Raw genomic sequence first — 13,713 nt, forward strand, 5'->3', positions numbered from 1 at the left:
CCCTACCCTCCGAACGCCGCGAAGCGCCGCACGCCCTGCTTCCACACGAACACCGCGAGCGTGCCCATGACGGCCACCCAGGCCCACTGCGCCCCCAGGAGCCACAGCACCTCGCGCCAGCCGTGCGCGCCCGTCATCACCTCCACCGGCAGGCCAATCTGGTAGCGGAACGGCAGCCAGTCGATGAGGGTGCGCAGCGCGGGGGGCAGCAGCTCCACCGGGTACATGTACCCGGAGCAGACGAAGTAGAGGACGAGCCACACCTCCATCACCTTCTGGCTGCTGCCCCAGAAGAAGCTCAGCGCGCCGATGGCCACGTTGGCCAGGAAGGAGATGGCCCACCCGCCCAGCACGGCCACCACGAAGAAGGCCCACTGCCACGCGTGCTGGGGCACGGCCCGGGAGCCCACCAGCACCACGCTCAACACCATCACCGGCACCGCGACGATGAGGCGCATGGGGAAGCCCGCCACGTTCTCCGCCGCGTAGGCCCACAGCGGGGAGATGGGGCGCAAGAGGCGCATGGACAGCGTCCCCTGCCGCACCTCCCAGTTGATGAGCCACGCGGCCCAGGAGCTGGTGAGCTGGCGCACCGCGAAGGTGGCCAGGAAGTAGCCCACGAAGTCCTCCTGGCCGAAGCGGCCCACCGGCGCGTCCCGGGCCACCGCCATCCACAGCACCATGTTGACCAGCGGCATGGTGGTGGACAGCACCCAGATGAACATCTCCGCCCGGTAGGCCACCGCCTCGGCGAAGCCCACCTTCAGCAGCGTGGGCATGGCGCGCAGGGTGTTGCGGAAGCTCATGCCGTCACCGACTCCCGCGAGGCGTCCTCGGCGGCGGCCTCGCGCCGGGCCTTGTTCTCCGCGAACAGCTCGCTCATGACCTCCTCCAGCGGCGCGTTCTCCACCGTGAGGTCCGTGACGGGCAGCCCCGCCAGCGCGCGGGAGATGGTGGCGTTGACGGCCTCCTGGCGCACCTGGAGCACCGCGGTGCCCGCCTCGTGTGTCACCACCTTGCCCAGCGGGGCCAGCCGCGCGGCGTCCACCTCCTCGGCCAGCCGCAGCACCACCCGCTTCTCCGGGCGCACCCGCTGCACCAGCGCGTCCAGGCTGCCGTCGTAGGACAACAGGCCCTTGTCGATGACGATGACCCGGGGGCACAGCGCCGCCACGTCGTCCATGTAGTGGCTGGTGAGGATGAGCGTGGCGCCGTACTTCTCGTTGTATTCCTTGATGAACGTCCGCATGGTGGCCTGCATGGACACGTCCAGGCCGATGGTGGGCTCGTCCAGGAACAACACGCGGGGCCGGTGGATGAGCGCCGCGGCCAGCTCGCACTTCATCCGCTCGCCCAGGGAGAGCTGCCGGGTGGGCTTGGTGATGAGGTCCCCGATGTCGAGCAGCGCCACCAGCTCGTCCAGCGTCTGCTTGTACTGGATGGCGGGCACGTCGTAGATGGCGCGGTTGAGCTCGAACGTCTCCGCCGGAGGCAAGTCCCACAGGAGCTGCTGCTTCTGCCCCATGACGAGCATGATTTTCTTGAGGAAGGCCTCCTCCCGGAGCCGGGGCACGTGGCCGTCCACCGTCACCTCGCCGTCCGAGGGGTGGAGCAACCCCGAGAGCACCTTGAGCGTCGTCGTCTTCCCGGCGCCGTTGGGGCCCAGGAAGCCCACGCGCTCGCCGGGGCGGATGTCGAAGGAGATGCCATCCACGGCCTTCACGGTGGTGTAGGAACGGTGGACGAGCGAGCGAAGGGCCGCCTTCAGGCCCGGCGGGCGCTTGTGGACTTTGTAGTGCTTGCGCAGTCCGCGGACGGAAATCATGTGCGACAAGGGTTTAACGCGGTCGCCCCCGGGTGGCGACGCCTGAGTTGAAGCCTTGGCGGAATGACAACGGGTTGACGTGGCCGCCCCGGGAAGCGGCCCCAGAAGAGTCGAAGGTTTGGCGGGATGAGCAACGCGTACAGCAAGGACCTGGAGCGGTGGATGCCGAGGCTCATCGCCGTGTGGCGCGCCTCGCGCGGCAGGGGCGACGGGCCGGAGACACGCCTCACCCCCCAGGAGGTGAAGGAGGTGGGCGCGGGCGTCCGGCAGCTCTCCCTGGGCCTCACGCGCGAGCGGCAGCTCGCCGGGGCGCGGTACATGGATGACCCGCGCCTGCTGGGCGCCTACCTCCTCTTCTACTGGCCGGTGTCCTACGCACAGGCCCGGCAGGTGTTGGGCGAGCTGCCCAACCGTCCCCGGCAGGTGCTCGACCTGGGCAGCGGCCCGGGCCCGGTGGCCTTCGCGGCCATGGACGCGGGCGCCAGCGAGGTGACGGCGGCGGACCGCAGCAAGGCCGCCCTCAACCTGGCGCGCGCCCTGGCCACCGAGGCCGGCGAGGCCCTGGCCACCCGGGAGTGGGACCCGACGAAGAAGGCCGCCGCGCTGCCGGAGGGGCAGTTCGACCTGATTACGATGGGCCACGTCCTCAACGAGCTGTACGGCACCGGCGAGGGGGCCACGGCCCCGCGCGCGGCGCTGCTGGAGGCGGCGCTGGCGAAGGTGAAGCGCGGCGGCAGCCTGCTGGTGATGGAGCCGGCGTTGCGCGAGACGAGCCGCGGCCTGCTCCACGTTCGCGACGCCATGGTGGAGCGCGGCTACGCGGTGCGCGCGCCCTGCATGTACCGGGGCGCCTGCCCGGCGCTGCTGAAGGAGACGGACTGGTGCCACGCGGAGCGGCCCTGGCCCATGCCCCGCGTGGTGGAGGAGCTGGCGCGCGCGGCGAGCCTGCACAAGGAAGCGCTGAAGATGAGCTACCTGGTGCTGGCGCCCAAGGGCGAGGGCTGGCCGGAGCTGACGCCGGGACGGCTGTTCCGCATCGTCTCCGAGCCGCTGGAGGGCAAGGGGCGCCGGCGCTACATCGGCTGCGGCCCGGAGGGGCGCGTGGGCCTGGCCATGCAGGAGAAGCACCGCACGGAGCGCAACGAGCGCTTCCTCAAGCTGAACCGCGGGGACGTCATCTCGGTGACGGAGACGGAGCCCAAGGGCGACGGGCTCGCGCTGGATGACCGCACGGAGGTGCGGGTGGTGGCGCCGGCCGGCAAGGGCGTGCCCCCGCCTCCGCCTCCGTCGAAGGAGGACGCGCCGTCGAGCCCGGGAACCCCGGGCCCGGGCGCCCCCTCCTGAAGCCGTCCCGGCCTCCTGTCTCCGCGGGGCCTGGGCAGGGCTTCAGGCCGTGCCCGCCCCTGGCTCACGGGCCGGGGATGGCCTCACGCCGTCCCGGCCTCCTGGCGCGGCACGGTGCCGGGGCCGGAAGGTCAGTGGAGGCGGTGCGCGTAGCCGCCGGTGAGGACGTCCCGCATGTGGCGGAACGCCTGCACGCTGTCCTTCATCGCGCTCACCGCGCCCTGGGCGAGGACGGTGGCCTGCACGCGCACGAGCCGCAGCCGGCGCTCGCGAGCGGGGGTGACGCGGGCCTTCGGGTTGTTCATGAGGGAGGCGATGTTCATGGGGACGCTCCGGGGGTTGGAGTCATCGGAAGTGTCCACGGCGCCCGCAAAGTCGGCGTTGCGCCCGGGAAACTTCGGCGTCACATCGCGAGCGGATGAGCCTGCCCGCCTGGAGTCCTGGCGGGCCAGCGTCGGCTGGAGGACGCCCGTCTGCCCCCGGGCCGGGTGTCATGCGTCCGTGACGCGGGGTCCGGTGGCGGGGAGCGCTCTGGTACGGTGACGGCATTCCCGCCGTCACGGAAAGCCCGCCTCGTGTCCGTTCCCAACAGGCCGCCGCGTTCTCTGTACCCGCCCCTGGAGCCCTACCGCACCGGGCACCTGCGCGTGTCCGCGCTCCACGAGGTGTACTTCGAGGAGTGCGGCAACCCGCGCGGCAAGCCGGTGGTCTTCATCCACGGCGGCCCGGGCGGCGCGACGGACCCGAGGCAGCGGCGCTTCTTCGACCCGGACGCGTACCGCATCGTCCTCTTCGACCAGCGCGGCTGCGGGAAGAGCACTCCGCACGCGAGCCTGGAGGAGAACACCACCTGGGATTTGGTGGCCGACATGGAGCGGCTGCGCGAGCACCTGGGCATCGAGCGGTGGCAACTCTTCGGCGGCTCGTGGGGCAGCACGCTGGCGCTGGCGTACGCGCAGACGCACCCGGAGCGCGTCACGGAGCTGGTGCTGCGAGGCATCTTCCTGCTGCGCAAGCAGGAGATTGACTGGTTCTACCAGCGCGGCGCGAGCGCCCTGTTCCCGGACGCGTGGGAGCACTACCTGGCGCCCATTCCCCCGGAGGAGCGAGGAGACCTGCTGGCCGCGTACGCGCGCCGGCTGCTGGGGAACGACCGGAAGACCCAGCTGGAGGCCGCGCGCGCCTGGAGCGTGTGGGAGGGCCGCACGAGCTGCCTGTACCCCAACGCCGAGCTGGTGGCACGCAACAGCATGGACACGTTCGCCATCGCCTTCGCCCGCATCGAGTGCCACTACTTCGTCAACCGGGGCTTCCTGCGAAGCGACACGCAGTTGCTCGACGACGTGCACCGCATCCGCCACCTCCCCTGCGTCATCGTCCAGGGGCGCTACGACGTGGTGTGCCCCCCGGAGAGCGCGTGGGCGCTGCACAAGGCGTGGCCGGAGGCGGACTTCATCATCGTCCCCGACGCGGGCCACTCGGCCAACGAGCCCGGCAACACGGCGGCCCTGGTAGAGGCCACGGACCGGTTCCGCCAGCACTGAAGAGGCCAGCCCCCTCGGGCCTCACGCCGGCGGCAGCGCGGCCTCCGGCTCCGGAGCCCTGGGGCGGAAGTGGAGGATGACCCACAGGCCGAGGAGCGCGGCCACCGTCACCACGCCCTCCCCCGCGACCGGCCCGGCGGCCTTCCCCACCGCGACGGTGACACCGTTGAAGAGCGCGTGAGCGCCCACCGCCAGCCAGTACCACCTCACCTCGCCACGCACGAAGCGCTGGAGCACGAGCACGGACATCGCGATGTGGAACACCATCGCCCCCGCCCGCTCGTACGCGCCCAGCAGCGGCTCCCACCAGCGCAGCGCCGCGAAGGCCGCCTTCGCCTGCCGCACCTGCTCCACCTGCTCCGGCTTCAGCGGCAGCGTGGACGGGTCCAGGCTGGACAGCGCCACCATGTTGATGAGCCCCAGCGCCGCCAGGCCGCCAATCAGCACGGCGGACTCCAGCGCGCCATGGCCCGCCCCGAAGCCCACCGCGTCCCGCCAGCGCCGGGAGTCCTTCAACGGCTTCTGGAACGCCCACAGGCGCGCCGTCTCCTCGAAGAGGCCCGCCGTGAGCGACAGCACCACCACCCAGGCGACCATGAGCGCCTGGGAGGACTTCAGCGCGTCGCGCAGGAGGAACTGGACGACCTGCACCAGCGGCACGCGGGTGAAGAGCTGCGACAGCGCGAAGGCCAGCGCGCCCCACCCCACCACCTTCCAGGCCACGCCCAGCCGGCGGCGCGCCCACAGCACCACCGCCACCGGCATCAACACATCGAAGGCGATGGCCGCCACGAAGCTGGCGACCACGCGCAGGTCCAGTCCCGCGGGCATCCGGAGTCCCTCCCTCCAGAGGGCTACCTAAGCCAGATGCGCGTCACCACGAAAGGCACATCCGCCGGGGTGCGGCCGACTCCGAAGACGTCAGCGGCCGCCCAGCGTGGTGGCCAGCTCCTCGTAGAGGTGGATGGCGCTGCGGATGGACTTCTCCCAGTCACCCAGGTGCAGGCTCTCGTTCTCGGAGTGGGCGTACGTGTACGGGTCCTCCACGCCGATGAGCAGCGCCGGCACGCCGCCCAGCTCGCGGGCGAAGGGCTCCACGAAGGGAATGGACGCCCCGCAGCCGATGGCCACCGCCTTGCCGCCGTAGCCCTTTTCCAGCGCGCGGAACGCCGCCTGGAACGCCGGGTGCGACGGGTCCGTGTACCACCAGCCGGACGCGCCCTCCGTGTGGAAGCTCAGCTCCAGGCCCCACGGGCACACCTTGCGCAGGTGCTCCTTCAGCCGCTCCTCCACGTCGCGCGGCTCCAGGTCCGGGACGATGCGGATGCCCACGCGCGCCCACGCCGAGTCACAGATGATGTTGCGCGCATCCTTGCGGCTGCTGGCCTGGATGGCGTTGATGGCGATGCTCGGCTGACGCCAGTTCATCTCGAACGGGTGCTGCCCGCCGCCCAGCACCTGCACGCCCGGGAGCAGGCCCACCTGCTCGCGGAAGTACGCCTCGTCGCCCGGCAGGGACTGGATGCTCGCGCGCTCCGCCGCCGTCAGCGGCCTCACCCGCTCCTGGATGCCCTCAATCGCGATGGAGCCGTCCGGCTTCGTCAGCGTGGCCAGCATCCGGCACAGCGCCATGACGGGGTCCGGCACCGGCCCGCCCCACATGCCCGAGTGCACCGCCTGCTTCAGCGCGCGCACCTCCACGTCCACCGTGACGAGCCCGCGCAGCGCGGTGGTGATGGAGGGCAGCCCCGTGTCGAAATTGGAGGTGTCCGTGAGGACGATGGCGTCCGCCTTCAACAGCGCCGCATGCTTCTGGAGGAAGGCGCTCAGGTGATTGCTGCCAATCTCCTCCTCGCCCTCGATGATGACCTTCACGTTGAGGGGGAGGCGGCCCGCCCCCTTCAGCCACGCGTCCACCGCGGAGGTGTGCACCACGATGCCGGCCTTGTCGTCCGCCGAGCCGCGCCCGTACAGCCGCCCGTTCCGCTCCTGGGGCTCGAAGGGCGGGCTCTTCCAGGCCGACTCGTCCCCGGCCGGCTGCACGTCATGGTGCGCATACAGCAGCAGCGTGGGCCTGCCCGGCGCCTCGAGCACCTCCCCATAGACGTACGGGTGGGCCCCCTCGATGTCGAGAAGTTGAACGTTTTCAAACCCACGGTCCCTGAGCAGCTTCGCCGTGGCCTCGGCGCCCCGGCGGACGTGGGCCGGGTCGAACCCGGGGAAGGAGACGCTGGGAATCCGGACGAGCGTCTTCAGGTCATCGAGGTACGCCTGCTTCTGGGACTCGAAGTGGAAGAGTGCCTTGTCAGTGGACATGGTCATCCCATAGCCCAAAAGGCAGGCAGGCGCTTCACGTGGCCCGCGCGAACCTCGCGGGGTCAGCATATCATCCGACGCCATGCCTGAGACCCCGACCCTGCTGCTCGTGGACGACGACAGCTTCGTGCGCCGCATCCTCAAGGACGTCATCGCCGAAACGGGCATCGAGCTGCGCCTGCTCGAGGCCGCCGATGGCGAGGAAGGGCTGGCGGTGGCCGCGCGAGAGAAGCCCGCGGTCATGTTCCTGGACCTGTTCATGCCGAAGAAGAGCGGCCTGGAGGTGCTGGGCGCCATCAAGAACGTCTCGCCGACGACACGCGTGCTGGTCATCAGCAGCATGGACGCCGAGCCCGTGGTGGAGCAGGCCATGGCGGCGGGCGCCGTGGGCTTCGTGGGCAAGCCCTTCCATCCGCTGGAAATCGCCTCGGCCGTGCGCCAGGCGCTGGCTCACTGATTCACGGGGTGTCTGCGTGTCGTCTCCTGCTGTGGGTTATTGGGTAGCGGACAACCTCGGACGCGTGCTGGGCCCCCTGGCCCTCCAGGCCCTGAGAGAGCTCATCGCCTCCGGGCGGCTGAAAGCCGCGGTGCGCGCCTCGAGGGACGGCACCCAGTGGGTGGCCCTCCAGGAGCTGCCCGAGCTGAGCGACCTGTTCACCACCGCGCGGCCCACGCAATCCGTCGAGCAGCAGCAGGCCGAGCGCCTGCGCACGCAGCTGCGCGGCCTGCAGAACCTGCCCGCCCACGAGCTCTTCGGAATCAAACCCCACGCGAGTCTGGACGAGCTGCGGCTGGCCTACTTCCGCATGGCCAAGCGCTTCACACCGGACCACCTGGCCCCGGACACGCACCCGGAGCTGCGCAAGGTCTCCGCCGAAATCTTCGACTTCCTCTCGCGCCGCATGCGCGAGGCGGAGGCCCTCTACGCGCAGGGCGCGCAGCAGCAACGCCCGGCCCCGCCCCGGCTGGACGTGTCCGGTGCCCCGGCCGTGGCTCCGGTGATGGCGCCCGTCGCCCCCGTGGCGCCGCCCGCGCCCGCCATGACGCCCCGGCCGCCGCCCGTGGCCGCCGCGCCCGTCATGCCGGCCCGCCCGCCTCCCGTGGTGCACGCGGCGCCCGCCGCGCCACCGCCCACCCCGATGCGCCCCGAGCCCGTGGTGGCCCGCGCGCCCGCCCAGTCGACCGTCCGCAAGGCGGCGACGGCCCCCACCTACTCCAGCGCCGAGTTCGTGGGCCTGGAGCGGCGCTCGGATGATCGCATCCACGCGGACGTGAAGGTGACGCTCCAGAACGCCGGCATCTTCACCGACCACCGCATCATCAACCTGTCCTCCGGCGGACTCTTCATCGCCACGGACAAGCCGCTGCGGCTGGGGACCCAGGTGGAGCTGACGCTGCGGTTCGACGACCCGGCGCGGGTGATGACGCTGCGCAGCTCCGTCATCTGGGAGAACTCGCTCGAGGACGGGAAGAACCCTCGAGGCTACGGCTTGCGGCTGAGCCACCTCCGCCAGGAGGAGAAGGAGTTCATCCAGAAGTACCTGGCCCGCGCGAAGCCCAAGAAGTGAAGCCGTCCCACACTCCGCCCGCGACTAGAGCATCTGTCCGACGAACACCGCCCCCGTCATCACGAAGGCGGCCATCACCGCCATCACGGCCTTGAGCTCGAAGTCGTTGCGGTCCATCAGGTTCATGAAGTTCATGGTCGTCATCTCCGGTATCGCCCCTCGCCCTTCCCTACGGGGTGCGGCGAAACCCATTGCAAAGGCCCCCTGGGGCATTCAGGAGCCGCCTTGCGGCCACACGAGGCGCCCCCCAGGATGACCGCCGTGTCCACCGACCCCGCTGACTACCGGCTGCTCGAAGGGCTGCCCATTCCCGTCTCCGTCGTTCGCGGGGAGCGGGTGCGGCATGTCAACGCGGCGTTCGCGTCCCTGCTGGGCACGACGCGGGAGGAGCTGCTGTCCACGCCCCTGCTGGAGCTCATCGCCCGGTACGTCCCCGAGGAGCGTGGCTGGCTGGAGCCGATGTACGAGTCCGTCTCCCGGGGTGAGCCGCACCCGGAGCACCCCCGCTGGCTGCGCGTCCGCCGGGCCGATGGACAGGAGCGCACCGTGCAGGTCTGGCACGTGCCCGGCCTCACGCCGGAAGACACCGTGGTGCTGGTCCAGGACATGGAGGGCGAGCACTCGGTGCGGCGGCTCACCGGAGCGCTGGTGGCGGCCGCCGCGGAGATGATGCGGTGCCGGGACGAGCAGTCCGTCCTGGAGACGGCCGTGGACGCCATCCACCGCCAGGGCTTCTACGTGTCGGTGATGCGCCTGGACGGAGACGTGTTCCGGCACGGCCCCATGCGCCAGGAGGCCGCCAGCGTGGCCGAGGCGGAGCGCCTGTACGGCATGCCCATGGGCGACGTGCGGATTCCTTCCGCCGCCGTGCCGCACTACCAGGAGGTGCTCCAGCGACGCAGGGCGGCCTTCCACCCGGACTTCTTCGCCGTGGTGAGCCGCATCCACCCGCCGGAGGTGGTGGAGAACATCCGGAAGCTCTACCCGCCGGAGTCACAGGGCCTGGACGCGCCCATCCTCGTGGAGGGCCGGCCCTACGGCGTGCTCTCCGTGCAGGGCACCACGCTCACCCCGGCGGGCGCGGGCACGCTGGAGCTGTTCTCCCAGCTGTTGGGCGGCGCGCTGGAGAACGTGCACCACCACCAGACGGTGGCGGAGCGGCTGGAGGAGGTGTCGCGGCTGCAGGAAGAGCTGGTGGCGCGCGAGCGGCTGACGGTGCTGGGTGAGGCGGCGGGCGTGGTGGCCCACGAGGTGCGCAACCCGCTGGGCGCCATCCTCAACGCGGTGGCGGTGCTCCGGCGCGAGGCGCACCTGGGCCCCACGGGGCAGGCCGCGGTGGGCATGCTGGAGGAGGAGGTCATCCGGCTGGAGGACATCGTCAAGGACCTCCTCGACGTGGTGCGCCCGCTGGAGCCGCGCCCCCGCCCCGTGTCGGTGGGCGAGCTGGTGCGCCGCGCGCTGGGGCAGCTCCACGGGCCTCCGGACGCGCCCACGCTGCGCTTCGTCGTGGACGAGGCGCCCGACACGCCGGCCATCGAGGCAGACGAGACGCTGCTCCAGCTCGCGGTGACGCACCTGGTGCGCAACGCGGTGCAGGCCTCACCCTCGGGAGGCCGGGTGCGGATGGCGGTGGCGCCCATGGCGGGAGGCGTGTGCCTGGTGGTGGAGGACGAGGGCCCCGGCATTCCGAACGTGGACCCGGCGCGCGTCTTCGAGCCCTTCTTCCTCACGCGCGCCAACGGGCGCGGGCTGGGGCTGGCCATCGTCCGGCGCGTGGTGCTGGCACACGGGGGCACCGTGCGGGCCATGGGGCGGCCGGAGGGCGGCGCCCGCTTCGAGGTGCACCTGCCGCTGGAGCCTAGCCGTAGGTCTCCCGCTTGATGCGCTTGTCGGAGATGCCCAGCGCATGGAGGTGGCCGAGCACCGTCTCCATGAAGCGCGGCGTGGCGGGCGTGCGCGTCTCCAGCGCCTTGCGCCTGTCCCACGGCGTAATCGCGGGGCCGCACGCGTAGACGAGGCAGGTGTCGCGGTCCGGAATCAGCTCCTCCAGCAGCGCCTGGCCGACGCGGCCCTTGCGCACGTTGGGGGCGTAGCGGGACTCGTCCGTCTCGCGGGTGAGGGTGTGCACCACGCGCACGCGGTCCGGGTGCGCGCGCTCCAGGGCCGCCAGCTCCTCGCCGTAGAGGACGTCGCCCCACGTCTTGCTGGAGAAGATGAAGGTGTGGCGCGGCTTGAGGCCTCGGTGGAGGGCGTCCTTGAGGATGCCGAAGTTGGGCACCGCGCCGGAGCCGGCGACGAGGTGGACGATGTGTCCGGTGCGCTCGTCCACGTCGTCCGGCAGCACGTAGGGCCCCATGAAGCCCAGCACCTTGAGACGCGCGCCGGTGAGCCGGCCATGCACGAGGAAGGGGGACAGGAGCGGCGGGTAGCGCGTGAGGCCGGGGATGAAGTCCTCGTCCTTGACGGTGATGGCCACCAGCGGCTCATGCGGCGCGGAGGCGAGCGAGTAGGAGCGCTGGGGCTCCTTGCGGCCCTTCTGCTCCTGGAGGTAGGCGGCCAGGCGCCCGAGCGCGGGGAACTGGTGCGGGTCGATGTTGAGGAACTGGCCGGCCTTGTATTCCGGAGGAGGGCCGCCGAAGTCGAGGAAGAGCGTGGCCGTGTCGTGCGTGTCCATCCGCACCTGGGTGACGGTGACCTCGTACTCGACGGGCTTCCTGCTACGGCTCGACGTGGCTTCGACGGCGCTCATACGCCCTTCCCATAGCCCAACCCGCACTCCCGCGCCGATGGGTTTGCGCGGTCCGGGACGGCAGTGCGGAAAAGTGTCCCGTCCTCCAGTGCACCCCGAGCGTTGGCTGCATGACGCCCTGCCCCGCGAGCGGGGTGGCGTACCGCGTCAGACGCTGACGGTGAACACCCGGCGGGACTACATCTTCTGGAGACGGATAGCAGTGCTGGGGACCCGGCGTCATCGTCCGGACGTCCGAGCCCTGGCCGGTCCATGCTTCCGCGCCAACCCCCTGGATGGAGGCGAGCTCCGCGTGTTGCGCATCCTCTTCTTCCTGATGTCCAAGCTGCCGGAAGGTCCTCGCAAGCGCGTGGTCCGCATGCTGATGGACCGGGTATGGGACACGCTCGCGGACGAGGTGGTGGAGGGACGGGAGAACCTCTCCGATGAGCCCTGCCTCTTCATCTGCAACCACCTGTCCAACGCGGACGGCTTCACGCTGGCGCGGGCGTTCCACCCCCGGCGCGTCATCTTCCTGGCGGGCGTGAAGCTGCAGGGGACGGTGATGACGCGGCTGGCGTCGGAGGTGATGGACACCATCGCCATCAAGCCCAACACGGCGGACATCGAGGCGATGCGGAAGGCGGTGGAGACGCTCAAGGGTGGGAGCTCGGTGCTCATCTTCCCGGAGGGCGCGCGCAGCCGTACGGGCGGGCTGATTCAGGCGAAGAAGGGCGTGTCGCTGATTGCGAAGCGCGCGGGCGTGCCGGTGGTGCCGGTGGCGCTGATGGGCACGGAGAAGCTGATGCCCATCAACGACAGCGACATGGGCGGCGAGCGGCTCTACAAGGCCCACGTCACCGTGCGCTTCGGGAAGCCGTTCCGCATCGAGGACCTGGAGGCGGAGACGGCGGGGGCGGAAGACCCGCGCCAGGCGCTGGTGGACGCGATGATGCGCCGGGTGGCCGCGCTGCTGCCGCCCGAGTACCACGGTGTCTACGGGGGTGACCCGTCCCCGGTTTCCGTGAGCCGGAAGCCGGAACAGCCATCAGCGCCCGCGTCCTGAGCACGGGCACGGCCGGAATGAGCCATTGCGGCCGGCCCGGAGGCGCGGACAATGGGGCCTCCCGTGACGAGCCCGAGAAACGACGAACAAGTCTACGTGTCCACCCTGCCCGGCCTGGAGCCCGCGCTGGAGGCGGAAGCCGCCGCGCTGGGCTGGAAGCCGCGCCGCGTGGAGGGGGGAGTAGAGCTGGAGGGCCCGGCCGGACTGCACCAGGAGGCCAACCTGCGCCTGCGCACCGCCAGCCGGGTGCTGCTGCGCGTGGGTACCTTCCGCGCGGGTGACTCCGACACGCTGGCCGAGCGCCTGGGCGCGCTGGACCTGTCGCGCGTCTGGGACGGGCGCACCCCACCGAAGCTGTCCGTGAGCCTGCACCGTTCGCCCGTGCCGGGAGCGGACGTGGTGTTCTCCTCGGCGGCCTGGGCCTGGGGCCTGCCTTCGCTGGAGCAAGCGGGAGCGCTCGACGAGGAGGGCGGTGGCCCGGGCCTCACGTTGCTGGTGCGCGTGGAGGGGGACGCCTTCACCGTGAGCGCGGACACCAGCGGCGAGCCGCTGCACCGGCGTGGCTACCGGCAGGAGGTGAGCCGCGCGCCCCTGCGCGAGACGCTGGCCGCGGGCATCCTGGTGCTCGCCGGCTACACCGGCGCGGAGCCGCTGGTGGACCCGATGTGCGGCTCGGGCACGTTCCTGGTGGAAGGCGCATGGATGTCCATGCGCCGCGCGCCCGGGCTGCTGCGCTCCTTCGCCTTCGAGTCCTTCCCGGGCTTCGACGCCGCCGCGTGGGCGGAGCGCAAGGCGCGGGCGGAGAAGGAGGCACTGCCCGAACCGCGAGCGGCGCTCCACGGCTACGACATCAACGCGGGCTCGCTGGGCACGGCACGGCGCAATGCGCGGCGCGCGGGGGTGACTCTCACATTGGAGCGGAAGGACGCGCGCACCCTGACGCCACCCTCCGAAGGCCCGGGACTGGTGGTGGCGAATCCGCCCTATGGCAAGCGCGTGGGAGAAGCGGAGGACCTGCCCGGCCTCTACCGCGCGCTGGGCCACACGCTGCGGCGGAGCTTCGCGGGCTGGCGCGAGGCGGTCATCCTTCCGGATGACGCCATGCTGGTGAAGGCGCTGGACCTGCCCGGCGCGCGGAGCCTCCCCGTGCGCAATGGCGGCCTGCGATGCCGGCTCCTGTTGAAAGCGCTGGAGCCCCCACGGAGCCCGGCCGACGGATAGCGCCGCCCCAGGCTCGGAGCCCCTCGATGCGACCCGGCCGATGGGTGTGTCTGTATTCACCCCGGGAGCACCCTCTGATAGATAACAGGTCTCCCCCATAA

The 13,713-nt window shown here is 71.3% G+C and carries 13 protein-coding genes; 7 read left to right on the forward strand and 6 right to left on the reverse strand.

Annotated features, from left to right (window positions below):
• Window positions 1–2: 2 nt before the first annotated feature.
• Window positions 3–806 carry an ABC-2 family transporter protein gene (locus K8638_RS31915; RefSeq protein ID WP_223758464.1) on the reverse strand — a complete coding sequence of 268 codons (804 nt, stop codon included), beginning with the start codon at window positions 804–806 and terminating at the stop codon, window positions 3–5.
• Entirely contained in the window at window positions 803–1,825 is a 1,023-nt protein-coding gene (locus tag K8638_RS31920) for an ATP-binding cassette domain-containing protein (RefSeq protein ID WP_223758465.1), read from the reverse strand. The genes K8638_RS31915 and K8638_RS31920 overlap by 4 nt, the downstream gene beginning before the upstream one ends.
• A 126-nt stretch (window positions 1,826–1,951) precedes the next feature.
• On the opposite strand from K8638_RS31920, the gene K8638_RS31925 reads away from it, so the two are divergent.
• The gene (locus tag K8638_RS31925; RefSeq protein WP_223758466.1) at window positions 1,952–3,169 is read left to right on the forward strand and encodes a small ribosomal subunit Rsm22 family protein; all 1,218 of its coding nucleotides are present in this window, start codon (window positions 1,952–1,954) and stop codon (window positions 3,167–3,169) included.
• A 131-nt stretch (window positions 3,170–3,300) separates the two neighbouring features.
• On the opposite strand, the gene K8638_RS31930 is transcribed toward K8638_RS31925, so the two are convergent.
• Entirely contained in the window at window positions 3,301–3,492 is a 192-nt protein-coding gene (locus tag K8638_RS31930) for a hypothetical protein (RefSeq protein WP_223758467.1), read from the reverse strand.
• 252 nt (window positions 3,493–3,744) lie between these two features.
• On the opposite strand from K8638_RS31930, the gene pip reads away from it, so the two are divergent.
• Window positions 3,745–4,713: a prolyl aminopeptidase gene (pip, locus tag K8638_RS31935; protein WP_223758468.1), complete on the forward strand. Its 969-nt coding sequence runs from the start codon at window positions 3,745–3,747 to the stop codon at window positions 4,711–4,713.
• Window positions 4,714–4,734: 21 nt separating this feature from the next.
• Here pip and K8638_RS31940 read toward each other — a convergent pair whose 3' ends face one another.
• Window positions 4,735–5,544, reverse strand: coding sequence for a YhfC family intramembrane metalloprotease (locus K8638_RS31940; RefSeq protein ID WP_223758469.1), 810 nt, complete (start codon window positions 5,542–5,544; stop codon window positions 4,735–4,737).
• Window positions 5,545–5,634: 90 nt separating this feature from the next.
• Window positions 5,635–7,035, reverse strand: a complete 1,401-nt coding sequence (locus tag K8638_RS31945) for a M20/M25/M40 family metallo-hydrolase (protein WP_223758470.1) — start codon at window positions 7,033–7,035, stop codon at window positions 5,635–5,637.
• Window positions 7,036–7,111: 76 nt separating this feature from the next.
• Between K8638_RS31945 and K8638_RS31950 the strand changes: the two genes are divergently transcribed.
• The 3 genes from K8638_RS31950 (at window position 7,112) to K8638_RS31960 (ending at window position 10,478) form a co-directional block, all read left to right on the forward strand.
• A complete protein-coding gene (locus tag K8638_RS31950) occupies window positions 7,112–7,486 on the forward strand; it encodes a response regulator (protein WP_223758471.1) in 375 nt (124 codons plus the stop codon).
• A gap of 16 nt (window positions 7,487–7,502) precedes the next feature.
• A complete protein-coding gene (locus tag K8638_RS31955; protein ID WP_223758472.1) occupies window positions 7,503–8,597 on the forward strand; it encodes a TIGR02266 family protein in 1,095 nt (364 codons plus the stop codon).
• A 252-nt stretch (window positions 8,598–8,849) separates the two neighbouring features.
• Window positions 8,850–10,478 carry an ATP-binding protein gene (locus tag K8638_RS31960; protein WP_223758473.1) on the forward strand — a complete coding sequence of 543 codons (1,629 nt, stop codon included), beginning with the start codon at window positions 8,850–8,852 and terminating at the stop codon, window positions 10,476–10,478.
• Here K8638_RS31960 and K8638_RS31965 read toward each other — a convergent pair.
• On the reverse strand, window positions 10,456–11,346 hold the full coding sequence (locus K8638_RS31965; protein ID WP_223758474.1) for an oxidoreductase: 891 nt from the start codon (window positions 11,344–11,346) through the stop codon (window positions 10,456–10,458). The genes K8638_RS31960 and K8638_RS31965 overlap by 23 nt on opposite strands.
• A 292-nt stretch (window positions 11,347–11,638) precedes the next feature.
• Between K8638_RS31965 and K8638_RS31970 the strand changes: the two genes are divergently transcribed.
• Together K8638_RS31970 and K8638_RS31975 are read left to right on the forward strand one after the other, a co-directional pair.
• Window positions 11,639–12,391 (forward strand): lysophospholipid acyltransferase family protein, encoded by a 753-nt coding sequence (locus tag K8638_RS31970; protein WP_223758475.1) that lies wholly within the window; start codon window positions 11,639–11,641, stop codon window positions 12,389–12,391.
• A 51-nt stretch (window positions 12,392–12,442) separates the two neighbouring features.
• Window positions 12,443–13,612, forward strand: coding sequence for a class I SAM-dependent RNA methyltransferase (locus tag K8638_RS31975; RefSeq protein WP_223758476.1), 1,170 nt, complete (start codon window positions 12,443–12,445; stop codon window positions 13,610–13,612).
• The last annotated feature ends 101 nt before the right edge of the window (window positions 13,613–13,713 follow it).

It is taken from the genome of Myxococcus sp. RHSTA-1-4, assembly GCF_020037125.1.
GTDB lineage: Bacteria > Myxococcota > Myxococcia > Myxococcales > Myxococcaceae > Myxococcus.